Consider the following 23942-nt stretch of genomic DNA (forward strand, 5'->3'; position numbering starts at 1 on the left):
AGTTTGAGGCGGCCCCAGTACTCCTGGGGCCACCTCTCTACTTTCCGTGATCAGATGGGGTAGTACGCGCGGGGCTGGCCCTGCACGAAGTCGCGGGTGGGCACCCAGATCAGCGGGTTGCGTTCCTCGACCTCAGGAGGTGGGCCGTAGCGGACCAGGGATTCCACCTGCGCGAACGGCACCCACTTCACGCCGACGACCTCGGGGTCGGTGGGGTCGATCTCGCCGTGGAAGGTGGCGGTGAAGCGGCCGAAGATGGCGTAGCACTCGTTGCGGGTGCCGGTCAGCAGTTCGCCTTCGAGCAGGCTGACGAACATCAGGTCCGTGACGGTCAGGCCAGTCTCGACGAGCACCTGACGGACGGCGGCGTCCCCGAGGGTCTCGCCGGGCAGGGCCTTGCCGCCGGGCAGGCCGTAGAAGATGCTGCCGTCGTCCATGCGTTCCTCGACGAGCAGCAGGTGCCCGTCCCGGACGAGGTACACGTGCGCGGCACGTTTCAGGGGCAGGGTGCGCGACAGGTGGCTCATGTGCCCGGCAGTCTAGCGCGCCCCGGTTCCTGCAGCAGGCTCAGGACGTCGTCCGGCAGGCGCGCGGGGCGGTAGGTCTGGTCGGTGGCGATGTGGCGGGTCTCGCCCGTCGCGAGGAGTTCTTCGCCACGCAGCACCTCGTACGTGAAGGTCATGGTGCGCGAGCGGACGCTGCTCAGCCGCGCCACGATCCGCAGTTCGTCGTCGTACCGGGCGGCGCGGCGGTACTCGACGTTCAGGCCCGAGAGCATCAGGTAGTACCCGCGCGCCTCGACTTCGCGGTACGGGAGGCCCAGGTGGTGCATCAGGTCGGTGCGGGCCACCTCGAACCACACGGGGTACGTGGCGTGGTGCGCGACGCCCATCGCGTCCGTCTCGGCGTACCGCACGCGGATGACGGTGGGCGGCCAGGGCGCGCCCTCCGAGCCGGTTTCAGGCGCGGTCACAGGGGGGGACGGTCGCTGGCGTCGTGGAATTCCAGCACGGGCGTGCGGCGCAGCTTCACCTGATCCGCCACCTGCCGCTGCAGGTACCCGCGCGCGCCGCGCAGGGCGTCCAGAAGTTCCTCCATGTCGCCGGTCATGGCGCTCACGTACACGCGCGCCAGGGAGTAGTCGGCGGTGACGGTCACGCGCTCGACGGTGACGATCATGGGCACGCGCGGGTCGCGCAGGCCACCGATGGCGTCGCTGATCACGCGGGTCAACTGCGACTGGATCTGTTCGGGTTTCACGCGCCGCTCCGGCCGTCGAGGGGGTGGGGGGTGGGGACTGGCATCCCGGCATGCTACGGCATCCGGGTCCACCCTGACCTTCATGCGCCCTGCGGTCACGGCCCGGGCACGGTGCGGTCACGCCTGGCCGCGCAGCGGGTTCCGGGTGTGGGTTCGAGTCAGGGCACGCCTGCCCCACAACCTATCCGAGTTAAATCGTAGATTCTCCGAGCAAACTCGGATAGACTTGGGGCCAGGAGGCGAACATGGCACGACCACCCCACCCAGGCCCCACAGAACGCGAACTCACCCTGCTGAAACTGCTCTGGGAACATGGCCCCAGCACAGTGCGGCAACTGCACCAGCTCATCCACCTGCGGCCCAGGCCCGCGTACACGTCGGTTCAGAGCAACCTCCAGGGCATGCTCGACAAGGGGTACGTTCACAGTCGGACCGACCAGCACGCTCACGTCTACGCCGCCACCGTCACCCGGGACGAGGTGGAACGCCGCGCCGTCAGCGACCTGATCCGCCGCGTCTTCGACGGGTCGGCGCTGCGGCTCTTCACGGCAGCCCTGCATGACGAGCAGACCACACCGGCAGAACTGGAGCGCCTCCAGGCCCTGCTGGACGAGTCCCGTGATGACTGAGTGGCTGCTGACGTACCTGCTGCACAGCACAGCCACACTCGGCCCCCTGCTCCTCCTGCTGCGGTTCGCTCCGCCGCCCGCCGCGTGGCGCGACGCCTCGCTCAGGGTGGCGCTGCTCGCGCCGATCCTGACGGCCCTGCTCACCAGCACCCCTGCGGTCAGTGGGCGCGCCGAGCCGCCCACGCCGCCCCTCGTGACGACCGCCGACCGGACGGCGTCCAGTCCGGCGGCGCACCCTCCGCCGCACGCGCCAGTCGCGTCGCCCACGGAACCCCGCACGCCGCTCCTGATGCCCGCCCCGGCCACCCCCCTCACGCCGTGGGCATGGGCGGCGCTGTGCTCCGGGGTCATCTGGGCTGCCCTGCAGTACGGCCTCGCGTGGCGGCACCTGCCACGTCGGCGCGAACCAGTGCGCGACCCGGCCATCGTGACCCTGCTGCGCGACCTGCCGGGCAGTCACCGCGTGACGCTCTGCTGGGCGGCGGTGCCCGGCCCCTGCGCGCTGGGCGACCGCACGATCCTGCTGCCCAGGCCGATTCAGGACTGGCTGCCCCCACCTCAGCTGCGCGCCGCACTGGCCCACGAGTGCGCGCACCTGCGTCGTCACGACCCGGCCTGGACGGCCGCTCTGGGCTTCGTGGCCACTGCCCTGTGGGTTCAGCCCCTGAACCGGCTGGTGTTCCGGGCGTGGCGGCAGGCCGCCGAGGAACAGGCCGACGCCTGGGCGGCCCACCACACCGGACGCCGCGTCCTCGCGGACGCCCTGCTGCGGGTGGCGCGGCACGCTCCGTCCGCACCCGCGCCGCTGCTGACGCCCGCCGCGGCCCGCCCGGGTCACCTGACCACCCGCGTCACGGCCCTGCTCTCTCCCCCGGAGGTTTCCATGACCCGACGACTGAACTGGTTTCTCGGCACCCTGACCATCTCCCTGCTCGCCACGCTGCCGCCGGTGGCCGTGGCGCAACCCGTGCCCCTGGGAACCGTGGTGATCGACGCGGGCCACGGCGGCACGGACGCCGGCGTGAGGGGATTCGTCACCGAGAAGGACGTCACCCTGCTGCTCGCCCGGCAACTCCGTGACGACCTGACTCGACTGGGCGTCCGGGTGATCATGACCCGCCAGGAGGATCAGACCCTCAGCCTGCAAGACCGCCAGCGCCGCACTACCCCGGCGGCCCAGCTGCTGCTCTCCCTGCACCTGGACGCCTCTGCCGACGCCTCGCAGCGCGGCGCGCGTGTCTACGTCGCGCCGACCAGCGCGCCGCAGGGTCGCGCGTCTGCCGACCTCGCGCAGGCACTCCTGACCGCCCTGAGCGGCGTGAACGGCGACCGGGTCAGCGGACCGCAGCCGGGAACTTACTCCGTACTCGTGAACTCACCGGTGCCCGCGGCCCTCCTGAGCGTCGGCCACGCCACGAACCGCCAGGACGCCCGGCAACTGAGCGACCCGGCGTACCGGCAGCAGCTGAGCCGCGCCCTGGCGCAGGCGGTGCGGCGCAGTCTGAACCCCTGACCCACGGAACTTCTCAGCGGGGGCGCGCGTACCGTGGGGCATGAACCTGAAACTGCCGTTCCTGAAGACCGATGACGCGCTGCCCGGTGGCGTGACCCGCCCGACGTGGGTGGTGCTGGACCTGAGTGGCCCCTACCCGGAGCGTCAGCCGACGAATCCCGTGGCGGGGCTGCTGAGCCGCACTGAGACGCTGGAGGCCCTGGCGGCGCGCGTCGAGAAGCTGCGGGGCGCGGCGTGGTTGCATGGGGTGCTGGTGCGGTTCGGGGAGTTCACTGCGTCTCCCGCGACGGCGCACGCGATCCGCGGGCTGCTGGCCGACCTGCAGCGGGAGAAGCGGGTGGTGGCGTACCTGCCGCAGCTGAACATGCTGTCCCTGATCGCGGCGAGCGGCGCGGGGGAACTGGTGTCGCCGGAGTCCGCCGAGGTGAACGTCAGCGGTTTCGGGATCGAGAGCACGTTCCTGGGTGAGTTCCTGAAGAAGCGCGGGATCGAGTTCGAGAACCTGCGTGTCCGCGAGTACAAGGCCGCCCTGACGCGCTTTTCCGAGGAGCGGATGGACGACCACAACCGCGAGCAGTTGCAGGCGTACCTGTCGGGCCTGGAGGGCGCGTGGGTGCGGGACCTCGCGGCGGCGCGCGGCGTCCCGGAGGACGTCGCGGCCGGGTGGCTCGCGGCGGACCTGACGAGCGCGCAGGCGGCGCTGGAGGCGGGCCTGATCACGAAGGTCGCGTACGAGGACGAACTGATCGGCCCGGCCAGCCGTCCGTTCGCGGCGGTCGCGGACCTGCTGCTGCCCGCGCGGCCCGGGAAGGCGGCGAAGGCGGGGCGGGTGGCGGTCGTGCCGCTCGTCGGGGCGATCATCACCGGCAAGAGCCGCAGCAACCCCGTGCCGCTGCCGCTGCTGGGCGGCCCGATGGCCGGGTCGGACACGGTCGTGGCGGCGCTGCGCCGCGCCAAGGGGGACAAGACCACGAAGGCGATCGTGCTGTACGTGAACAGCGGGGGCGGCAGCGCCCTGGCCAGTGACCTGATCTGGCGCGAGGTCGCCACCAGTGAGAAGCCGGTCGTGGTCGTGATGGGCGAGTACGCCGCGTCCGGCGGGTACTACGTCGCCACGCACGCGAAGAAGATCGTCGCCTCGCCCTACACGCTGACCGGGAGCATCGGCGTGGTGAGCGGCAAGCCCGTCCTGACGGAATTCAACCGCCGTCACGGCCTGAATCCCGAACGGGTGGGCCGCGACCGCGCGCTGATGTACTCGGCGGCCCGCCCCTACAGCGACGACGAGCGTGAACACGTCGAGAAGGGCATCCTGGAGGTGTACGACCGCTTCACGACCCGCGTCGCCGAGGGCCGCACCCTCAGCAAGGAGCGCGTGAACGAACTGGGCCGCGGCCGCATCTGGAGCGGACAGGACGCCCTGGACCGCGGGCTGGTGGACGAACTGGGCGACCTCCGCACCGGCCTGGCGCGCGCGCGGGAACTCGCGGGCCTCCCCAGTGACGCGCCCGCGTGGAACGTCACGCCGAAAAACCACGGTCCCCTCCCGGAATTCGCGCAGGAGGCCGCGCGGGCCGCCCGCGTGACCGTCTGGCCGTTCGGCGGTGAACGCGTGCTGACGTGGTTCGATCAGGACGTCAAAGTGCGCTGACGCGGGCAGTAGTGAGTGGAAAGTGGTGAGTGGAAGGGCGAAACCCCCGACCCACTCACCACTTCCCACTGTCCACTCTCTGGTTACGCCTGCGTCGTGGCTTCGTACGCGTCGATCTGTCGGCGGATGACGTTCAGGCTGCCTTCCCAGAAGTCCGGGGCGTGCAGGTCGATGCCGAAGCGCGCGGCGAGGTCCAGCGGGGTGGCCTGCCCGGTGGCCGCCAGCAGCGCGTCGTAGCGGGCCTGGAAGTCCGCCTCCTGCCCCTGGGCTCGGGCCTGTTCGTACTGGGCGTACAGGCCCAGGCCGAACAGCAGCCCGAAGGTGTAGGGGTAGTTGTAGAAGCTGCGGCCATAGTAGTGGGGTTTGACGGCCCACATGTAGGGGTGGGGGGTGTTCAGGGCGTCGCCGTACGTGTCGCGTTGCGCCTGGACCATCAGGGTGTTCAGGTCGCTGGGGTTCAGGTCGCCGCCCGCGCGGCGCTCGAAGACGGCCTTCTCGAACAGGAAGCGGCTGTGGATGTCCACAACGACCTGCGCGTGACCCATCAGCTGCGTTTCGAGGACGTACAGGTGTTCGGCGCCCTGCGCGGTGGCCAGGGCGGCGTTCTGGATGATGGTCTCGCAGAAGATGCTGGCGGTTTCCGCGAGGGTCATGGGCGTCTCCTGCTGGAGGGGGTCCAGCGGGGCGAGTTGCACGTTGTGGTACGCGTGCCCCAGTTCGTGCGCCAGGGTGCTGACCGAGTCGAGGCTGGGGTCGTGGTTCATCAGGATGCGGCTGTCGGCTCCGGACCATTTCATGCAGAACGCGCCGCTGCGTTTGCCGTCGCGGGGTCCGGCGTCGATCCAGCGTTCCCGGAACGCGCGGGCGGCGAAGTCGCCCAGGGCGGGGCTGTACGCGCGGAACTGGCGTTCCACGAAGGCCTCCCCGGCGGCGTAGTCCCAGTGGGTGTCGCTGGTGCCGACTGGGGCGAACAGGTCCCACCAGTCCAGTTGCGTCTTGCCGAGGTGGCGGGCCTTGGCGCGGAAGTACCGGCGGAAGTCCGGCAGGGAGCGGACGACGGCGGCCTGCATGGCGTCCAGCGTCTCGCGGTCGATGCCGTTGCTCAGGAGGCTGGGCGCGACGACGTCCGTGAAGCCGCGCCGGGTAGCGAGGGTGCCCGCCTCGCCCTTGACGCCGTTCATGCAGGCGGTGAACACGGTCTCCTGGGTCTTCCAGGCGGCGATCTCGGCGTGGTAGGCGTCCTCGCGCACCTGCGCGTCGGGGTCGCTGGCGAGGGCGCGCAGGGCCGTGACGGGCAGGGTCTGGCCGCGGTACTCGCCGGTCAGGGTGCTGGAGACGTTGCCGTGCAGTTTGCCCCAGCCGCCGCCGCTGGCGGGGTGCAGCCGCGCGGCGAGGTCCTCCTCGGGCGGGGTCATCTGGTAGCGGGCGAGTTCGGCGGCGCGGCGCAGGCGGTGCTCGTGCGCGCGGGCGACCTCGCTGTTTTCCAGCAGGTGCGTCAGGGCCGCGTCGTCTAGGCCGCCCAGCCACGCGGTCAGGCGTGAACCCAGCGGACCGAGGGGCAGGGTCAGGGTGGTCAGGGCGGCCATGCGGGCCTGCGCCGCCTCGTCGCGGCTGTCGGTGGTGACGAAGGCGTACACGAAGGCGCGCACGCGGCCCGCGCGGGTCAGGACGGCGTTCAGTTCGCCCAGCACCGCGTCCACGCCGTTGGGCGTGACGGGCGAGTCGGCGCGGACGCCGTGCGTGTCGAACAGGGCTTCCAGGGCCTGCACGTCCTCGCCCAAGGCGCTCAGGTCCTGGTCCAGTTGCGGGTCGGTCAGGCTGGCGTACAGGTCGTCGGTGCGCCAGCGCGGCATCTCGGTTGTGGTCACGGTTCCGAGTGTACGGCGACCCCCCGGGGAGCGGGTAAGCCAATTGGCGCAGCGGGTAGGGGTCGGCGTGCCATGCTGGTGGGGTCATTCTCCGTTGGTCTGGACAGGGTCGCCGCGCGCGACTGGATCAGCAGGTCTTTAGTTGATAAAACAAGTCCACTTTTTCCGGAGGTTCCCATGCGTACTCGACTCACCCTGACCGCCACCCTGGCCCTCGCCGCACTCGGCAGCGCCCACGCCGTCACCACCCTGACCGTCTTCATGGGCAGCCAGCAGCGCCCCGAGATCTTCCAGCCCATCTTCGACCGCTTCGAGAGACAGAACCCCAACGTCAAGATCAAGATCGAGACCGGCGGCGCCACCAGCGAAGCGCAGAACCAGTACCTGACCACCGTGCTCGCCGCCAAGGACAACACCCTCGACCTCTTCCTGATCGACGTGGTCCGCACCGCCACCTTTGCCGCCGCCGGCTGGGCCGAACCGCTCGACGCGTACCTGCCCAGCAAGGACACGTACCTGAAAGCCTTCCTGCCCGGCCCGGTCGCCGCCGCCAGCGTCAGCGGCAAGCTGTACGCCATGCCCGCCTTCACCGACTCGCAGTTCCTGTACTACCGCAAGGACCTGCTGGAGAAGTACAAGGCCAAGGTCCCCAAAACCTGGGAGGAACTCGCCGCGACCGCCGCGCGCATCCAGAAGGCCGAAGGCGGCACCCTGCAGGGCTTCAACTTCCAGGGCGCGCCCATTGAGGGCACCGTGTGCAACTTCCTGGAGATGACCTGGACCGGCGGCGGCAGCGTCAATGACGTCACCAGCCCCGCCGCGAAGCAGGGTCTGGGCTTCCTCGTGAACGCCGTGAAGACCAAACTGGCCCCCGCCGCCAGCGCCGAGATGAAAACCGACGACTCCCGCCAGCAGTTCCAGGCCGGGAACGTCCTGTTCGGCCTGAACTGGAGTTACGCCTGGGCGCACTTCCAGGGCAACAGCCCCCAGCCCACCAAGGTCAAGGGCGACGTGGGCGTCGCCGCCCTGCCCGCCTTCGGCAAGAACGCCAGCGCCACCTGCACCGGCGGCTGGGAATGGGGCCTGAACGCCTACAGCCGCAACAAGGCCACGGCCGTGAAACTCCTGCAGTTCATGTCCAGCAACGACGTGCAGCGCGAGATGGCCGTCAAGGGCGCGTACCTGCCCGTCCGCAAGAGCCTGTACAACGACAAGGCCGTGCTGGCCGCCAACCCGCACTTCAAGTCCCTGTACCCCATCGTCACGAAGGCCCGCCCGCGCCCCGTCACGCCCGCCTACCCGCGCGTCAGCGAGATCATCCGCAACAACGTCTCCGCCGCCATCGCAGGCAGCAAGAGCGTGGACGCCGCGCTGAACGACATGAAGCGTGACCTGGAACCCCTGCTGAAGTGATTCGGATTCCGTCTGTTTCTTTGACAGATCGGCACTTCACCGATCTGGCAACTCCACGCCCGGAACCCTCACCGCTCCCTCTCTGCGGGGCAGCTCTGCGAGTCGCGTCCGCTCGGATGGAACGGTTGTTACAGACCATTCAATCGGAGTCCGTATGACTCCACCCCTGAATTCCCCTTCCCGCCGGGTTCGCCGTGAACCCGGCGAGGGCCTGCTGGCCTTCTTCCTGCTGCTGCCGGCGGCGACGCTGCTGCTGGGCGTGCTGCTGTTCCCGATGCTGACCACCTTCCGCGACAGCCTGTACCTGAACAAGCTGACCGAACCGTGGCTCACGGGCTTCGTGGGTGTCAAGCAGTACGCGCAGATGCTCGGCGACGCCCGCTTCGGCGCGGCGCTGCGCAACACGCTGTTCTTCGGCGTGCTGACGGTCGGCGGGTCGTTCCTGGTGGGCGTCCCCATGGCGCTCGCCGCGCACCTGCCCAGCCGCGCGCGGGACGTGGCCCGCGTGGCCCTGCTGCTGCCGTGGGCGATGCCACCGGTCATTACGGGCCTGATCTTCGCGTGGCTGTTCAACGCGCAGTACGGGGTGTTCAACGACCTGCTGGTCCGCGCGGGCTTCATTCAGGAGCCGCTGCGCTGGCTCAGCACGCCCGGCCTGAGCGTCCTGGCGATGGTCCTCACCATCGTCTGGAAGACGAGTTCCTTCGTCGCGCTGATCGTCCTGGGCGGCCTCCAGGGCATCCCGAAGGAGATGATCGAGGCGGCGCAGGTGGACGGCGCGACCCCCACCCAGACGTTCTTCCGGGTGATCCTGCCGCTGCTGGCCCCCAGCCTCGCCGTGGCGTTCATCTTCCGCACCATCAGCGCCGTGCAGGTCTTCGACATTCCCTACACGTTCATCCAGCAGGCGCCCGCGCAGGGCCTGCTGGAGACGCTCGGCGTGTACATCTACCGCACGGGCATCGAATTCCTGGACTTCGGGTACGCCGCCGCGCTCAGCGTGGCGCTGTTCGCGCTGAGTCTCGCCGTGACCGCCGTGTACGTCCGCTTCGTGCGGGACGGAGGCAACTCGTGAGCCGCGACACCAGTCCCCAGCGCCTCACGCCCGCGCAGCGCGCCGGCCGCTCCGCCGCGCTGGCCGCCCTGATCGTCGGCGGGTTCTTCCCATTCATCTGGATGGTCCTGACCAGCCTGAAATCTGAGGGGGAACTCCAGAAGTTCCCGGTGCAGTACCTCCCGTCGAAGCTTGACTTCAGCAACTACGCCCGGGTGTTCAGCGAGCAGCCGTTCGCGCAGTTCTTCCTGAACTCCCTGACTGTCAGCCTCCTGAGCACCGTGCTGTGCATCGCCGCCGCCGTGCCCGCTGCGTACGCCCTGGCCCGATTGAACCTGCGCGGACGCGGGCTGCTCATGACCGCCGTCGTGACGTTCAGCATGCTGCCGGTCGTCAGCCTGCTCGTGCCCATGTTCCGCCTGATGCGCGGCGCGAACCTGTTGAACACCTACCCCGCGCTGATCCTCCCCTACGCCGCTCTGAGCCTCCCCATCGGCATCCTGACGCTCGTGGCGTTCTTCAGCGCCATCCCCCGCGACCTCGAAGCGGCCGCCATGGTGGACGGCACCACCCGCGTCGGTGCACTGACCCGCGTGGTCCTGCCGCTCTCGACACCCGGCGTCGTCACGGCCGCGCTGCTGGTGTTCGTGAACTCCTGGAACGAATTCCTGCTCGCCCTGAGCTTCAACACCAAACTGTCCATGCGCACCGTGTCCGTCGGCGTGACCCTCTACCAGGGCGAATTCGCGTTCCCCTGGCCGCTGATCGCCGCCGCTGTCGTCGTCGCCACCGTTCCCCTCGTGCTGCTGATCGCCATCTTCCAGCGCCGCTTCGTCGCGGGCCTCACCGCCGGCGGCGTGAAGGCATGAGTGAGGGTGTGCTGCCCGATTCGGCTCAGCTTCTCACGGCGCTGGGCTCGTGGACGTCCAGAGCGACGGATCTCCTCTCAAACGAGGGAAATATTCTCCACGCCGTCGCGCTAAGTGCCATCCTCTGGCCCCGTTTCATTGAATTCGAGGACCACATCATCCGCGAAGATCGCTTTGATCTGGAGAATTTCCGCCAATGGAAGGAGAGCACCGGCCACAATCGGCAAGCCATCGAGAGCGTCCTGAATCACGTCCACATCTACGATCTGCTGCCCTCACACGACGAGGCACCTCTAGAAGCCTACGAGTACCTGGCTCAGGTGCTCCTGCGCACTTGGAAGGCCGCGCTGAGCGAGCAGCATCCCACACGTCAATTCGAGTTCCACTACGCCACCGAGCCTGTCGAGTACGGCCCCACCGTCTACGTCTGGCAGACCCTGGCAGGAGGCCCCGCATGACCGAACCGTCCCAGTCCGAATTCCTGTGGTTTCTTCAGCTGTCGCGTGACGGCGAGTTCATCGGGACAAAGGAGAAACCGCCGCGTAAGCCGACCCTGGCGTACCTGCAGTCGCTGATCAGCACGGCGGGCGAGGCGGGGTTCGAGGCGCTGCTGACCGCCACGAACTATCACAGTGAGCACGAGAACTACACGGCGGCGGTGGCGGCCCTGGCGCGCAGCGCGCCGACCGATCCGGCGCTGCTGATCGCGGTGCGGCCGGGGATGTTCCACCCGGCGATGTACGCGAAGATGCTCGCGACGCTGCAGAACCTGTTCCCTGGGCGGGTGCGGGTGAACATCGTGACCGGCAGCAGCCCCGCCGAGAACGCCATGTACGGCGACCGCGAGGATCACGGCAGGCGCTACGAGCGGACGCGGGAGTTCATGCAGATCCTGCGGCAGCTGTGGACGGCGCCGCCGCCGCAGTCGTTCAGCAGCGACCTGTACTCGTTCGAGAACGCGGTGCTGGACCCGGCGCCCGTGCAGCCGATCCCGCTGTACTTCGGCGGGGCGTCCCCGGTGGCGCAGGGGATCGCGGCGGACCTGGCGGACGTGTACCTGATGTGGGGCGAGCGGGAGGACATGCTCGCCGAGCGGCTGGCGCAGATGCGGGCGCTGGAGGCGAAGACGGGCCGCCCGCTGCGCTACGGGCTGCGCACGCACGTGATCGTCCGCGAGACGGAAGCCGAGGCCCGCGAGGCCGCCGAGCGCCTGATCAGCCGCGTGGATCCGGAGGTGCGGGCGGCGTTCGTGGCGAGTCACGCGCACGTGGACGGCGTGGGCCAGAAACGGCAGATCGACATGATCAGGGACCTGGACGGGGACCTGATGGTCGAACCGGGCCTGTGGGCGGGCGTGGGCATGGCCCGCAGCGGCGTGGGCGTCGCCATCGTCGGCGATCCGCAGCAGGTGGCCGCGAAGATCCGCCGGTACGAGGACATGGGTTTCAGCTCGTTCATCTTCAGTGGCTACCCGCACCTGGAGGAAGCGCGCCGTTTCGGGGAACTGGTCATGCCGCTCCTGAAGGGCACCGCGCGGGAGGAACGCGCGATTCATACGGACAAGGTCGCGCCGGTCGCCTGACCTGACCTGCTCCTCCCCCCTTGAGGGGGAGGTCGGGTGGGGGGTGGCGGGCCGCGCCCGCCGGGTTCAGCTGGCGCGCAGGATGACGTGTTCGAGGCGTTCGGCGACGTTCACGAGGTGATCGCCGAGCCGTTCGAGGTTGCGGGCCATGCGGCCGGCGGTCAGGGCGACGTCGGTGTCCTCGGGTCGTTCGAGGAGGCGGGTGAGGCTGGCGCGCTGCATCTGTTCGTACAGCGCGTCCACCTGTTCGAAGTCGAGGCGCATGACGTCGCGCGCGGCGTGCAGGTCGCGTTCCGCGAAGGCGTACGAGAGCCGTTCGAGCATCTGCGTCAGGAGGCGCACGAGGGGCAGGGCGTCCTGCACGGTGGCGCTGCGGGTGCGGGGCGCGATGGTTTCCAGGTCGCGGGCGACGTTGAAGGCGTAGTCGCCGACGCGTTCCAGGTTCGTCAGGCTGCGGAACACCATCAGGTTGAACGCGAGGTCGTCCTCGGTCAGCGGGGTGCTGAAGGCCTGGAGGCACAGGTCCTCCAGTTCGCGTTCCAGCGCGTCGGTTTCGGCTTCGAGGCGTTCGGCGCGGGCGGTGAGTCCGGCGAATTCGGCGCGTTCGTTCGCGTCGCGTACGGCGTCGAGCTGTTCGAGGGTGATGCTGAGCATCCGCAGGAAGCGCGCGGTGATGGTGGCCACCGGGCCGGTCGCGGGTGCGCCGGTCGGGTGGGGGGTGGGGGGTGCGCCGCCGTCCATGCCGCCCAGTATCCTGCCGCGTTGTGATGAGGTGGTCAAGGCGGGCGTGACGGGGCGTTCACCGATGCGGACCTCCCCTGATGGTGGGGGTGGAGGGGCGGGTGGTCAGCGGTGGGCGCGGACGGGTCCCAGGGGCGTGAACCCGGCGCGGGTCAGCGCGGCACGCAGGTCATCGGGGGTGGCGGCGTGATGGGGGCGGGCCTGGAGGGTCAGGTCGCCGAGGCTGGCGACGGGCCAGCTCTGCACGGTCCAGCCGTCCAGCTGCGGGGCGCGTCCGCCGGGGGCGATGACCTCCACGCTGTACATGGGCAGGCTGTACAGGGGCGCAGTGGGGTCAGCCTGCCGGGCGAGGGGCTGGAGGTCGGGCGTGAGGGGGAAGCGGGCCGTGGGGCGCAGGGTGGCAGTCATGTGGGGACCTCGTCGGGGGCGCGGCCGGGGTGGCCGGTGATGCCTCCAGGGTGCGCCTGCGGGGCCAGGGCTGACCATCGGTGGGGACGCTGCCCCTCCCGCGTTGCATCGGTTTTCCCGATGCCTGCCGGGGTGGGCGCGGCCTACACTGGGGTATGACCTCCGCGCGCCCCTCCCCCACCGGTCTGCCGTCACTGGCGCAGCTGCGCGCCCTGCTGGCGGTGGCGGACGCCGGGGGCTTCAGCGAGGCGGCGGCGGAACTGGGCGTGTCGCAGTCCACCCTCAGCGAGGCGATCAGCAAACTGGAGGCGCTGGCCGGGCGGCCCCTGCTGCGGCGTGGGCGCGGCGGGACGGTGCCGACCCCGGCGGGCGAGCGGATGCTGGTTCACGCGCGGGCGGCGGTGCAGGCGGCGGGCGACGCGCTGCTGGCCGCGCAGGAGGACACGCAGTTGCGCGGCGTGCTGCGCGTGGCGTCGTTCCGTTCGACCGCCACGCACCTGCTGCCGCCCGCGCTGGCGGCGTTCCGAGCGCAGCATCCGGGCGTGACGGTGCGCCTCCTGGACGGCGAGACGGAGGGTGGCGGTCAGGAGCTCGTGCGGCGCGGTCAGGCGGACGCGGCCATCGTGATCGAGGAGAACTGGGGCGACCTGCGCCTGACGCCGCTGGTCATGGACGAGTACCTCTTCGTGGCGCCCGCGCGGCGGGGCACGCACCCGGTCACGCCGGAGGACCTCCAGGGGCCGCTGCTGCTCGCCCCGGGTCCGAATTCCTGCAACCTGCGCGTGATGGGGTACCTGCGCCGCTGCGGCGTGCAGCCGGAACGCGTGACCGAGATCGGCGAGGACAGCGTGATCCTGGGCATGGTCGCGCACGGGCTGGGCGTGAGCGTGATGCCGCGGCTGGCGCTGGAACCGCTGCCCGAAGGGCTGGTGGCGCTGCCGCTGCCGGAGCGGCTGATGCGGCCGCTGGCGCTGGCGACCCTGCCGCACCGCGCGAACCTGCCGGTGATCCGGGCCTTCACGGGCGCGCTGCTCGCGGCGCTGCACCGGCCCCATGCGCCCGCGCCGGACCCGGCGGTGGCCTTGCCGGGCGGGGCTTCTCTGCTACATTGAAGCGCATGACGACCCTGTGTTGCCTCCGCTAGCGGCCCACGTGCAGCCCAGCGTCCGTGACCGCGCCCCTGATCTATGTGGCGCGGTCTTTTTATTGCCTACTGAACGAGGAGACATCATGACCCAGCGTCCCGAACCCCGCCTGCCCGATCCGAACATCGTCCTGTACGACTCCCTGTCCCGTCAGAAGGTGACGTTTACGCCGACTGCGCCCGGCCGGGTGGGCATGTATCTGTGCGGCCCGACCGTGTACAGCGACGCGCACCTGGGCCACGCGAAGAAGGAGGTGGCATTCGATGTGATCCGCCGGGCGTTCACGCACTTCGGGTATCAGGTGCGGTACGTGGCGAACATCACCGACGTGGGTCACCTCCAGAACGACAGCGACGACGGCGAGGACAAGATGCTCGCCCGCGCCCGCCTGGAGCAGCTCGAGCCCATGGAGGTCGCCGACAAGTACTTCTGGTCGTTCATGCACGATATGGAGGCCCTGAACGTCCTCAAGCCCAGCATCAACCCCCGCGCGACCGGGCACATCATCGAGCAGATCGCGCTGATCGAGGAACTCATCGCGCGCGGGCACGCGTACGAGTCGGCGGGCAGCGTGTACTTCGACGTGCGCTCCTGGCCCGAGTACGGCAAGCTGTCGGGCCGCAGGCTGGACGATCAGGAGGAAGGCACGCGCGAGGCCGTCCGCGAGGAGAAACGCGACCCACGTGACTTCGCGCTGTGGAAGCGGGCCGAGCACGGCCACATCATGCGCTGGCCGTCCCCGTGGGGCGAGGGGTTCCCCGGCTGGCACATCGAGTGCTCCGCCATGAGCCTCAAGTACCTCGGTGAGGGCTTCGACATTCACGGGGGCGGCCTGGACCTGCAGTTCCCGCACCACGAGGCCGAGATCGCGCAGTCCGAGGCAGCCGGGCACGCGTTCGCGCGCTACTGGATGCACAACAACATGCTGACCATCGGCGGCGAGAAGATGAGCAAGAGCAAGGGCAACTTCCTGACCATCCAGGACGTGCTCGCGCAGCACGACCCGATGGTGGTGCGTTTCCTGCTGGTCGGCAGTCACTACCGCTCCATCACCGAATTCAGCGACGCGGCCTTCGAGTCCGCCCGCAGCGGGTACCGCCGCCTGACTGAGGCGCTGCACGAGATCGAACGCCGCCTCCCGAACGCGCCCGCCGGGCAGAACGCTGCGCTGGACGCGAAGATCGCCGCGCACGTCCAGGCGTTCGAGGACGCCCTGCGGGACGACTTCAATACGCCCAAGGCCGTCGCGGCGCTGTTCGGCCTGACCACTGACCTGAACGCCGCACTGAATACCGGTGAGGTGCCGCGCGGCACGCTGGAGGCCGCCCAGCGTGCCTACCGTGACCTGGGCGGCGAGGTGCTGGGCCTCTTCGCGGGTGGCAGCGGCCCCGCGCAGAGCGACGACTCGCAGGTCGTCAGCGCCTTGATGGACCTGGTCCTGAAGGCCCGGCAGAACTACCGCCTGAACAAGCAGTACGCCGAGGCCGACGAACTGCGCGACACCCTCACGCAGGTGGGCGTGACGGTCGAGGACACCAAGGACGGGGTGCGCTGGAAACGCTGAGCGGTCCGGCCGTTTCCCTCGCTCCTGACCTCAAGCCAATCTGAACAGGCTGTCAGGATTCCGCCAGGGTCCGCCCCTATCCTGAGAGTCGAGCGGTGTTCGCACCCTCATTCTTCCCTCTGAAGGGCACGCCACCTCCCCATGGGCGTGCCCATCTTGCTGCCTGGGGGAGGGGTACCGAAGGTGAACCCGGGCCCAGGGTCAACCTCACCCGCCGTTTCGGACACGCGGTACACTCCGGACCATGCTGCCCCCGCTCGTCAAACAGGTGCTCGACAACTTCAATTTCGATGTCGACCCGGACCTGAGCCGTGAAGAGAACACCGAGGACGTGATCAAGAGCGCCGCCCTGCTGGCCGGGGCCATCAGCGTGGAACCCATCCCGTTCGCGGACATCCTGCTCATCACCCCGGTGCAGGCCAAGATGGTCCTGCATATCGGCAAGATCTACGGCCACGACGTGACCCCTGAACGCGCGCTGGAAATCGCGCGTGAACTGGGCGTGACGGTCGCCTACGGCCTCGCGGCGCGGCAGGTCATGCGCGGCCTCGCCAAGATGGCCCTGCCTGTCATCGGCGGGCTGATCACTGCGCCCGCCGTGTACGGCTGGACGTTCGCGTTGGGGCGCCTGGCGCAGAACTACTTCGAACGCCGCATCCAGGGCCTCCCGGACAGCCGACAGGACCGCGTGCAGGTCATCCAGGAGGCCAAACGGGACGCCAAGAAGGTGCTGCCCACCGCGCAGGACTTCACCGACCTCGCCAGCGAATTGCGGCGGCGCGCTGAACAGAAGAAGTAAGCACTGGACTCTCGAAACAACGCGTGCGGGCACGTCAAAAGAGTTGACGTGCCCGCACGCGCCCACCGTTTACTTCAGGTCGATGTCCAGCACGGGCATGGGGGGCGCGGCGGGTTCCTCGGCCGTCCGCTTGAGGTTGGGGATGGCGACCGGGGTGGTGCGGTCCATGGGCTCATGGGGTTGTCCGGGCCGGACCCAGTGGGCGGTGGCGGCAGGTCCGCCGAGCCGCTGTGGGGGTTTGGGAGTGGCGGCGGCGCGGGCGGCGCGGAGGATGCCGTCGACCTCCTGTGAGCTGAGCAGACCCTTGGTTTCGAGGACGCTGAGGATACCGAGAACGGTTTTACGCAGAAATTCGGCCTCCACGGCGGGGTCCTTGGGGGTGGGGTCCTTCTTTGGGCTGGTCATGCGGGTCAGCGTAGCGCGTGGCTGCTCCCCACGCGGTGACATCGGGTGTTCCGGCGGCCGGGCCGGGGCGGGGCGCGCCTTTGCGTACGGGTGGTATTCTGCATGCTGTCTGAAAGCGTGGTGTGAATGGTCACCCACACGGCATAACGCTTCGCCCTAGTGTGTTGGCGAGACGGGGCTGAGACGTCGAGGAGGTTTGGATGTACCGAGGAAGAGAGGGGCAGTGGGCGTTCCTGCTTCACCGCCTGTCGGGGCTGGCGATTCTGTTTTACCTGATGCTGCACGTGTTCAGCATCGGGTCGTTCATTTTCGGTGAGCGGTTCTACATGACGATTCACGAGACGTACGACCTCGTGCCGTTCCGGATCGGGCTGCTGTTCGTGACGGCGGGCGTGGTGTACCACGCGTTCAACGGACTGCGGATCATCGTCATGGACTTCACGGGCTTCGGCGTGGCGTACCAGCGGCAGATGTGGTACGGCGTGATGCTGCTCAGCGTGCTGGCGTTCATCGGTTCGGCCATCGTGGTCGTGCCGCGCATCCTGGGAGGCTACTGATGATCCGCGCCCGGACCTTCACGGACGCGCGCCAGCAGGCGCACAGCAACGCCGAACTGCACTGGTGGATCTTCATGCGGATCAGCGGTCTGATCCTGATGTTCCTGATCCTCGGGCACGTCTACATGACGTTCATTCAGGTCAGCGAGTCCGACGCGACGTTCGACGCGGTCGTGAACAAGCTGGCGAACCCGGCGTGGAAGTTCTACAACTGGTTGATCCTGAGCCTGTCGCTGCTGCACGGCGCGAACGGCGCGCGGTACTCCATCGAGGATTACGTCCGCAGCCGCCCGAACCGCGCGTGGGTGAAGGGTGTGTTCTACACCGTGATCGCGCTGCTGTTCGCGTTCGGCACGGTGGGTCTGTTCTCCATCTGAAGTTCTTGTTCTCGGCCCCGTTCCACTGGGGTGGGGCCGGTAAAGGAAGTTGACTATGCATCATCGTTATGACGTTCTGGTGGTGGGTGCGGGCGGCGCGGGCCTGATGGCGGCGCTGTACGCCGCGAAAGGCAACGTGAGCGTGGCCTGCATCAGCAAGCTGTACCCCACGCGTTCGCACACCGGCGCGGCGCAGGGCGGGATCGGCGCGGCGCTCGGGAACGTGCAGGAAGACCACTGGGAATGGCACATGTTCGACACCGTCAAGGGGGGCGACTACCTGACCGACCAGGACGCCGCCGAGGTGTTCGCCAAGGACATCATCGACGCCGTGTACGAACTGGAACACATGGGTCTGCCGTTCTCCCGCACGCCGGAAGGCAAGATCGCGCAGCGGAAGTTCGGCGGGCACACCCGTGACTTCGGGAAGGCCGCCGTGGAACGCAGCTGCTACGCGAAGGACCGCACGGGTCACATGATCCTGCAGACCCTGTACCAACAGAACGTGAAGGCCGGGACGACGTTCTTCAACGAGTTCCACGTCACGGACCTGCTGATCGAGGACGGCCGCTGCCAGGGTCTCGTCGCGTACGAACTCTCGACCGGCGAACTGCACACCTTCCACGCGAAGGCCGTGATTCTCGCGGCCGGCGGGTACGGGCGCGTGTTCAAGATCACCAGCAACGCGCTGACGCTGACGGGCGACCTGATGAGCATCTACTACCGCAAGGGCCTGCCGCTGGAGGACATGGAGTTCTACCAGTTCCACCCGACCGGTCTGGCGAAGCTGGGCATCCTGGTCACGGAAGGCATCCGCGGCGAGGGCGGCATCCTGCGCAACGACAGCGGCGAGCGTTTCATGGAACGCTACGCGCCGACCATCAAGGACCTCGCGCCGCGTGACATCGTATCGCGCAGCATCATCACCGAGATCCGCGAGGGTCGCGGGGTGGGCCGCGACAAGGACGCCGTGAACATCGACCTGACGCACCTCCCGCGTGAAGTGATCGAAGGGAAACTCGCGGAGATCACCGACCTGGCCCGCACGTACCTGGGCATGGACCCCGTCAAGGACCTCGTGCCGATCCAGCCGACCGCGCACTATGCGATGGGTGGCATCCCCACGAACCTCGACGGCCTGTGCCTCAGCGACGGGTCCGGCGGCACCGTGGAAGGCCTGTACGCCGCCGGTGAGCAGGCCTGCGTGTCCCTGCACGGCGCGAACCGCCTGGGCACCAACAGCCTGGGTGACCTCGTGGTGTTCGGCCGCCGCGCCGGGATCGCCGCCGCGAAGTACGCCCGTCAGGTCGAGTACCCCGACATGCCCGAAGGTGCCCAGCGCGAGAGCGTCGACCTGTTCGAGCGTCTGCGCAACGGCAGCGGCAAGGAAAACGCCGCCGCGATCCGCAAGGACCTGCAGGAATCCATGATGAACAACGTGGGCATCTTCCGGAACGGGAAGGACATGGCCGCGCAGGTGGAGATCCTCAAGGAACTCAAGGCCCGCTACCAGGGCGTGACGGTCTCCGACCCGAGCCGCCGCTACAACAGCGAACTGATCGAGGCGATGGAACTGGGCTTCATGCTCGACTGCGCCGAGGCCATGACCGCCAGCGCCCTGAACCGCACCGAGTCGCGCGGCGCGCACGACCGCGAGGACTTCACCGAGCGCAACGACACGGACTGGCTGAAGCACACCATGGCGTACAAGAACCTGAACAAGGCCGACGACGTCATCATCGGGTACAAGCCCGTGGCGCTGAAGGGCTTCACGCGCGCCTTCGAACCCAAACCCCGCGTGTACTGACCCCACCCGGACCGGCGGACCCCTTCCCCCCCCGCCGGTCCCTGGAAGGAACCTCCCATGACCCAGACCACTGCACAAGCCAGCAGCGCGCCCGTCAGCGCGAGCGTGCCCATGCTGCAACTGAAAGTCAAGGTCCTGCGCTTCGACCCCGAAAAGGACAAGAAAGCGTACTGGACCACCTACGACGTGGAAGCCCAGCCGGGCGACCGCGTGCTGGACGTCATCAACCACATCAAGTGGTACCTGGAACCCAGCCTGACGTTCCGCCGCTCGTGCATGCACGGCATCTGCGGCAGCGACGCCATGCTGATCAACGGCCGCAACCGCCTCGCCTGCAAGACCCTGGTGCGCGACGTCGCCAAGAGCGGCGGGACCATCACCGTGGAACCCATCCGCGGCCTGAAGGTCGAAAAGGACCTGCTGGTCGACATGGAGCCGTTCTTCGACTCGTACAAGGCGATCATGCCGTACTTCATCAACGAGTCCCCGGCCCCAGCCGCCGAACGCATCCAGTCCGAGGAAGAAGCCGAGCGCATGGCGCACTCCTCGAACTGCATCCTGTGCGCGTGCTGCACGACCAGTTGCCCGATCTTCTGGGTGAACGGTTCGTACCTCGGCCCCGCCGCGATCGTGCAGGCCCACCGCTTCATCTTCGACACCCGCGACGAGGCCACGCAGCAGCGCCTGGGCATCATGAACCAGAACACCGGCGTGTGGCGCTGCCGCACCGCGTACAACTGCACCGAAGCCTGCCCGCGCGACATTCCGATCACTCAGTTGATCGAGGAAGTCAAACGCGCCGTCATGTACGGCCAGGCGTAAGACACAAGCCCCTGAACGCCCCGCCCCGCCTCTCGGCTGGCGGGGCTTTTTCAGTGCGGGCCGGAGCGTGTACCGTGAGGCATGACCGACGCCCTGCCCCGGCCGTCCTGCCCGCGCGTCATCCCCACGGTGCCCGGCCCGCCCCTGATCGGCAGTGTCACGCGACTGTCTCCGCTCTCGCTCCGCACGTTCCTCGCCGACTCGTACCGCCAGCACGGACCGGTATTCAACGTGTCGGGCCTGGGCCAGACCTTCACCGTCCTGGCGGGTCCCGAAGCGAACGTGTGGGCCATGAAGGAATCCAGCCGGGTGCTGCGCTCCCGTGAGGCCTGGCAGCCCAACGATCAGGCCTTCGGGGTGCAGCGGTCCCTGATCAGCGTGGACGGCGCCGAACACCGCGCATTCCGGCGCGTGGAGGGCCGCGCGTACACCCGCTCCTACCTGAGCGCGAACCTCGCCCGCGCACTGTCGGTCACGGCCGAGGATCTCGCCCCGCTGCGCGCCGGAGACGAACTCCCGGTGGCCTCCTGGTGCAAGGCGGTCATCACCGAGCAGCTGGCCCGCGTCGTCGTGAACGGCACCGCCCGCCCGTACCTGCGTGACCTGCTGACGTTCGTGCAGACCACCCTGATGGTCCGCGTGACCCGGCAGCGCCCACCCCTGACCGAGCACCTGCCGGGCTTCCGGCGCGCCCGAGCGCGGTCGCTGGGCATGGTGGAGGCCCTGATCGAGGAGCACCGCCGCATTCCGCCGGCTCAGGCCGGACGCGAACCGGACCTGATTGACGACCTGCTGGCCGCGCAGGCGGCCGACCCCGCGTTCTGGTCCGAACTGGACCTGCGCGTAGCGGCCATCGGGGCGTTCATCGCGGGCATGGACACCGCCGCGAACACCCTGGCGTTCGTGCTGTACCGCGTCGGGCAGCACCCGGAGCTGATGCCCGCACTCGTCGCGGAGGCAGACGCGGCCTTTCAGGATGGTCCACCCACCCTGGAGACCCTGGGCCGCCTGCCGCACCTGCACCGGTTCGTCCTGGAGTGCCTGCGCCTGCACCCGATCGCCCCGGCCCTGAACCGCACCGTGACGCAGGACTTCGAATTCGCCGGTTACGTGGTGCCGCAGGGACGGCGCGTGATCCTCGGCACGACCGTCCCCCACTCCCTGGACGAGTGCTATCCGGACGCCGGCACGTTCGACCCGGACCGCTTCGCGCCGAGCCGCATGGAGCACCGCCGTCCCGGTGCGTTCGCGCCCTTCGGTCTGGGCGCCCACGTCTGCGCGGGCAGCGGCATGGCCGAGGGCCTGATCCTGCTGAATCTCGCGGCGATCCTGCGGACTCTAGATCTGCGCGGCGACCCCAGCTACGTCCTGCGCGAGGTCGCCCGCCCCACCGTCACGCCCGACGACCACCTGACCCTGAGCGTGAGGGCCGTGCGGCACCCGGCGGTCAGTCTGCTGGCCTGATACCCTCCGTGCTCAGGGATTCGAGGCTCCGCACCGGTTTTCCGGTCTGCCGTGCGTACGCGATCTCCCGGCGTGTGGACTCCCCCACGTACCCGCCGGGGTTGATGACCAGGATCTCGTCCGCGAGGTCGATCTTACGCAGGTGCAGCTCACCCAGGCGCTCCAGGGCAGCCTCGCGTTCGGTACCGCTCAGATGCGCCAGGGCGTCCTCGTCCCGCTGGCGGTGACTGCCGACGCTCAGGACGATCCGGCCTGCCAGCGTCTCGGCCAGCGACGCCGCATCGAACTCGGCCAGGAAGCGCACGCTGCCGCACAGGCACACCACGCGCGGCCTCTCCCCCACCGGGAAGGTCCTCGACTCGCCTCCCATCCGGCTGTCGGCCATAGGACTGCCATCGGCCGTCATGCTGGGCTGCACACTCACCGGGCGAAGTCGTGGATGAACTGCACCTGCCCGCGCGTCTCGATGGCGTCTGGGCTGCGGGCTACCCGCACGAGAGCGATGGCGCCTTCCGGGTTCATGCCGCCCTGCACGAGCAGGCACGCGGCGGTCAGGCCCGCGCGGCCCAGCCCGCCGCGGCAGTGGACGACGACGCTGCGACCGTCGAGCAGATGGGTCATGAGTTCGTCGATGTACGCGGCGAAGTCACGCGGGTCGTGCGGCGCGTGCTGGTCAGGGATGGGGTACGGGGCGACCTCGATCAGGTGCGTGGCGGCGGCGTCGTGGTAGCCGTCCATGCCGAGCAGGTCGAATTCGAAGTCCTCGATCAAGGGCGCGATGACGTTCGTGCCCTGCTGCGCGAGGGTGCGCAGGTCGTCCGTGACGCTGCGGTCGTGGGTGACGCCCGGCTGGTACACGCTGCCGCCCTTCTTGCCGGGCGCGAAGGTCAGGCCCAGGCGGCCGGGCCACAGGCCGGTGGGGATCCAGTCGACGCGGATGGGGTTGGCGGCGCTGGTCATGCGCGGGCGTCCTCGGCGATCCAGCGGGCGGCGTCCAGGGCATGATAGGTGATGATGGCGTCCGCTCCGGCGCGGCGCATGCCGGTCAGGGTTTCCAGGACGGTGCGGCGCTCGTCCATGAACCCGGCGGCGGCGGCGGCCTTGATCAGGGAGTACTCGCCGCTGACGTTGTACGCCACGACGGGCAGGTCGAATTCGCGTTTCAGTAGGTTCAGGACGTCCAGGTACGCCAGGGCGGGTTTGACCATCAGGGTGTCGGCGCCCTGTTCGGCGTCCAGGCGGGCCTCGCGCAGCGCCTCACGGTGGCCGCCGGCGGGATCCATCTGGTACGTGGCGCGGTTGCCGACGCTGGGGGTTGACCCTGCGGCGTCGCGGAAGGGGCCGTAGTAGGCGCTGGCGTACTTCACGGCGTAACTCATAATCGGGGTGTGCGTGAAGCCCGCGTTGTCCAGTGCAGCGCGGATCGCGGCGACCTGTCCGTCCATCATGGCGCTGGGCGCGATGACGTCGGCGCCCGCGCGGGCCTGCGACACGGCGGTCTGCGCGAGCAGGGCGAGGCTGGCGTCGTTGTCGACCGTCCAGGCGTCCGCGCCGCTCAGGCCGGGCACCTCGCACAGCGGGCCGCAGTGGCCGTGGTCGGTGTACTCGCACAGGCAGGTGTCCGCGATGACGGTCACCTCCGGCACGCTGTCCTTGATGGCGCGGGTGGCGCGCTGGATGATGCCGTCCTCGGCGTACGCCTGGGTGCCGGTGGCGTCCTTGTGGTCGGGAATGCCGAAGAGGATCACGCTGGGCACGCCCAGGGCCAGGGCCTCGCGGGCCTGCTGGACGGCACTGTCGATGCTGTGGCGCTGCACGCCGGGCATGGTGCCGATGTCGGTGACGGTGTCGCGTTCGTGAACGAAGATCGGGTGGATGAACTGGCTGGGGTGCAGGTGCACCTCGCGGGTCAGGGCACGCAGGGCGGGCGTGCGGCGCAGGCGGCGGGGACGGTCCATGCGTCTACGCTAGCGCGCGGGTGGCGGGACGAATGCAACGGACCTCCGGCGCATAA

General features: G+C 69.0%; 26 protein-coding genes. 16 read left to right on the forward strand and 10 right to left on the reverse strand.

Annotated features, from left to right (window positions below):
• Window positions 1-50 precede the first annotated feature (50 nt).
• Genes IEY69_RS06410 through rbfA form a run of 3 tightly spaced genes read right to left on the reverse strand, consistent with a single transcriptional unit; the run spans window position 51 to window position 1260 of the window.
• Window positions 51-527 (reverse strand): NUDIX domain-containing protein, encoded by a 477-nt coding sequence (locus IEY69_RS06410; protein WP_062157810.1) that lies wholly within the window; start codon window positions 525-527, stop codon window positions 51-53.
• On the reverse strand, window positions 524-973 hold the full coding sequence (locus tag IEY69_RS06415) for an acyl-CoA thioesterase (protein WP_268243849.1): 450 nt from the start codon (window positions 971-973) through the stop codon (window positions 524-526). The genes IEY69_RS06410 and IEY69_RS06415 overlap by 4 nt, the downstream gene beginning before the upstream one ends.
• Window positions 970-1260 carry a 30S ribosome-binding factor RbfA gene (gene rbfA / locus IEY69_RS06420; protein ID WP_189072230.1) on the reverse strand — a complete coding sequence of 97 codons (291 nt, stop codon included), beginning with the start codon at window positions 1258-1260 and terminating at the stop codon, window positions 970-972. Before rbfA ends, IEY69_RS06415 begins: the two co-directional genes overlap by 4 nt.
• 245 nt (window positions 1261-1505) lie before the next feature.
• Between rbfA and IEY69_RS06425 the strand changes: the two genes are divergently transcribed.
• From IEY69_RS06425 to IEY69_RS06435, 3 genes are read left to right on the forward strand one after another with little or no spacing between them, the layout of a single operon-like run.
• Window positions 1506-1889 carry a BlaI/MecI/CopY family transcriptional regulator gene (locus IEY69_RS06425; RefSeq protein ID WP_189072231.1) on the forward strand — a complete coding sequence of 128 codons (384 nt, stop codon included), beginning with the start codon at window positions 1506-1508 and terminating at the stop codon, window positions 1887-1889.
• Window positions 1882-3402: an N-acetylmuramoyl-L-alanine amidase gene (locus IEY69_RS06430; RefSeq protein WP_189072232.1), complete on the forward strand. Its 1521-nt coding sequence runs from the start codon at window positions 1882-1884 to the stop codon at window positions 3400-3402. Before IEY69_RS06425 ends, IEY69_RS06430 begins: the two co-directional genes overlap by 8 nt.
• A gap of 40 nt (window positions 3403-3442) precedes the next feature.
• On the forward strand, window positions 3443-5053 hold the full coding sequence (locus IEY69_RS06435) for a S49 family peptidase (RefSeq protein WP_189072233.1): 1611 nt from the start codon (window positions 3443-3445) through the stop codon (window positions 5051-5053).
• 83 nt (window positions 5054-5136) lie between these two features.
• Here the strand turns inward: IEY69_RS06435 and IEY69_RS06440 are convergent, their stop codons facing one another.
• Window positions 5137-6906, reverse strand: a complete 1770-nt coding sequence (locus tag IEY69_RS06440) for a M3 family oligoendopeptidase (protein ID WP_189072404.1) — start codon at window positions 6904-6906, stop codon at window positions 5137-5139.
• 192 nt (window positions 6907-7098) lie between these two features.
• On the opposite strand from IEY69_RS06440, the gene IEY69_RS06445 reads away from it, so the two are divergent.
• The 5 genes from IEY69_RS06445 (at window position 7099) to IEY69_RS06465 (ending at window position 11839) form a co-directional block, all read left to right on the forward strand.
• Entirely contained in the window at window positions 7099-8334 is a 1236-nt protein-coding gene (locus tag IEY69_RS06445) for an ABC transporter substrate-binding protein (protein WP_189072234.1), read from the forward strand.
• 154 nt (window positions 8335-8488) lie between these two features.
• Window positions 8489-9409, forward strand: a complete 921-nt coding sequence (locus IEY69_RS06450; protein WP_189072235.1) for a carbohydrate ABC transporter permease — start codon at window positions 8489-8491, stop codon at window positions 9407-9409.
• Complete coding sequence (locus IEY69_RS06455; protein ID WP_189072236.1) at window positions 9406-10257, forward strand: carbohydrate ABC transporter permease; 852 nt, start codon at window positions 9406-9408, stop codon at window positions 10255-10257. The genes IEY69_RS06450 and IEY69_RS06455 overlap by 4 nt, the downstream gene beginning before the upstream one ends.
• Window positions 10258-10265: 8 nt before the next feature.
• On the forward strand, window positions 10266-10715 hold the full coding sequence (locus tag IEY69_RS06460; protein WP_189072237.1) for a hypothetical protein: 450 nt from the start codon (window positions 10266-10268) through the stop codon (window positions 10713-10715).
• The gene (locus IEY69_RS06465) at window positions 10712-11839 is read left to right on the forward strand and encodes an LLM class flavin-dependent oxidoreductase (protein WP_189072238.1); all 1128 of its coding nucleotides are present in this window, start codon (window positions 10712-10714) and stop codon (window positions 11837-11839) included. The genes IEY69_RS06460 and IEY69_RS06465 overlap by 4 nt, the downstream gene beginning before the upstream one ends.
• 66 nt (window positions 11840-11905) lie before the next feature.
• Here IEY69_RS06465 and IEY69_RS06470 read toward each other — a convergent pair whose 3' ends face one another.
• Window positions 11906-12493 carry a phosphate signaling complex PhoU family protein gene (locus IEY69_RS06470; protein WP_174369029.1) on the reverse strand — a complete coding sequence of 196 codons (588 nt, stop codon included), beginning with the start codon at window positions 12491-12493 and terminating at the stop codon, window positions 11906-11908.
• 192 nt (window positions 12494-12685) lie between these two features.
• A complete protein-coding gene (locus tag IEY69_RS06475; RefSeq protein ID WP_189072239.1) occupies window positions 12686-12988 on the reverse strand; it encodes a hypothetical protein in 303 nt (100 codons plus the stop codon).
• Between the two features lie 155 nt (window positions 12989-13143).
• Here IEY69_RS06475 and IEY69_RS06480 point away from each other — a divergent pair, with 155 nt between their 5' ends.
• From IEY69_RS06480 to IEY69_RS06490, 3 genes are all read left to right on the forward strand, one after another.
• Window positions 13144-14100, forward strand: coding sequence for a LysR family transcriptional regulator (locus IEY69_RS06480; protein WP_189072240.1), 957 nt, complete (start codon window positions 13144-13146; stop codon window positions 14098-14100).
• 118 nt (window positions 14101-14218) lie between these two features.
• The gene (cysS, locus tag IEY69_RS06485) at window positions 14219-15697 is read left to right on the forward strand and encodes a cysteine--tRNA ligase (RefSeq protein WP_189072241.1); all 1479 of its coding nucleotides are present in this window, start codon (window positions 14219-14221) and stop codon (window positions 15695-15697) included.
• Window positions 15698-15941: 244 nt separating this feature from the next.
• Window positions 15942-16496 carry a YcjF family protein gene (locus IEY69_RS06490; RefSeq protein ID WP_189072242.1) on the forward strand — a complete coding sequence of 185 codons (555 nt, stop codon included), beginning with the start codon at window positions 15942-15944 and terminating at the stop codon, window positions 16494-16496.
• Window positions 16497-16565: 69 nt separating this feature from the next.
• Here IEY69_RS06490 and IEY69_RS06495 read toward each other — a convergent pair whose 3' ends face one another.
• Complete coding sequence (locus IEY69_RS06495) at window positions 16566-16901, reverse strand: hypothetical protein (RefSeq protein ID WP_189072243.1); 336 nt, start codon at window positions 16899-16901, stop codon at window positions 16566-16568.
• A gap of 200 nt (window positions 16902-17101) precedes the next feature.
• On the opposite strand from IEY69_RS06495, the gene sdhC reads away from it, so the two are divergent.
• The 5 genes from sdhC (at window position 17102) to IEY69_RS06520 (ending at window position 21928) form a co-directional block, all read left to right on the forward strand.
• The gene (gene sdhC, locus IEY69_RS06500; RefSeq protein WP_189072244.1) at window positions 17102-17458 is read left to right on the forward strand and encodes a succinate dehydrogenase, cytochrome b556 subunit; all 357 of its coding nucleotides are present in this window, start codon (window positions 17102-17104) and stop codon (window positions 17456-17458) included.
• Entirely contained in the window at window positions 17458-17835 is a 378-nt protein-coding gene (locus tag IEY69_RS06505) for a succinate dehydrogenase hydrophobic membrane anchor subunit (protein WP_189072245.1), read from the forward strand. The genes sdhC and IEY69_RS06505 overlap by 1 nt, the downstream gene beginning before the upstream one ends.
• 55 nt (window positions 17836-17890) lie before the next feature.
• Window positions 17891-19642: a succinate dehydrogenase flavoprotein subunit gene (gene sdhA / locus IEY69_RS06510; RefSeq protein ID WP_189072246.1), complete on the forward strand. Its 1752-nt coding sequence runs from the start codon at window positions 17891-17893 to the stop codon at window positions 19640-19642.
• 57 nt (window positions 19643-19699) lie between these two features.
• The gene (locus IEY69_RS06515; RefSeq protein ID WP_189072247.1) at window positions 19700-20464 is read left to right on the forward strand and encodes a succinate dehydrogenase iron-sulfur subunit; all 765 of its coding nucleotides are present in this window, start codon (window positions 19700-19702) and stop codon (window positions 20462-20464) included.
• 81 nt (window positions 20465-20545) lie between these two features.
• A complete protein-coding gene (locus IEY69_RS06520) occupies window positions 20546-21928 on the forward strand; it encodes a cytochrome P450 (RefSeq protein WP_189072248.1) in 1383 nt (460 codons plus the stop codon).
• Here IEY69_RS06520 and IEY69_RS06525 read toward each other — a convergent pair.
• From IEY69_RS06525 to hemB, 3 genes are read right to left on the reverse strand one after another with little or no spacing between them, the layout of a single operon-like run.
• Window positions 21912-22313, reverse strand: coding sequence for a hypothetical protein (locus tag IEY69_RS06525; RefSeq protein WP_229783681.1), 402 nt, complete (start codon window positions 22311-22313; stop codon window positions 21912-21914). The genes IEY69_RS06520 and IEY69_RS06525 overlap by 17 nt on opposite strands.
• Before the next feature lie 35 nt (window positions 22314-22348).
• Window positions 22349-22888: a cyclin-dependent kinase inhibitor 3 family protein gene (locus tag IEY69_RS06530; protein ID WP_189072249.1), complete on the reverse strand. Its 540-nt coding sequence runs from the start codon at window positions 22886-22888 to the stop codon at window positions 22349-22351.
• Complete coding sequence (hemB, locus tag IEY69_RS06535) at window positions 22885-23886, reverse strand: porphobilinogen synthase (RefSeq protein ID WP_189072250.1); 1002 nt, start codon at window positions 23884-23886, stop codon at window positions 22885-22887. The genes IEY69_RS06530 and hemB overlap by 4 nt, the downstream gene beginning before the upstream one ends.
• Between the last annotated feature and the right edge of the window lie 56 nt (window positions 23887-23942).

Origin of the sequence: Deinococcus sedimenti (genome assembly GCF_014648135.1) — a bacterium.
Taxonomy (GTDB): Bacteria; Deinococcota; Deinococci; order Deinococcales; family Deinococcaceae; genus Deinococcus; species Deinococcus sedimenti.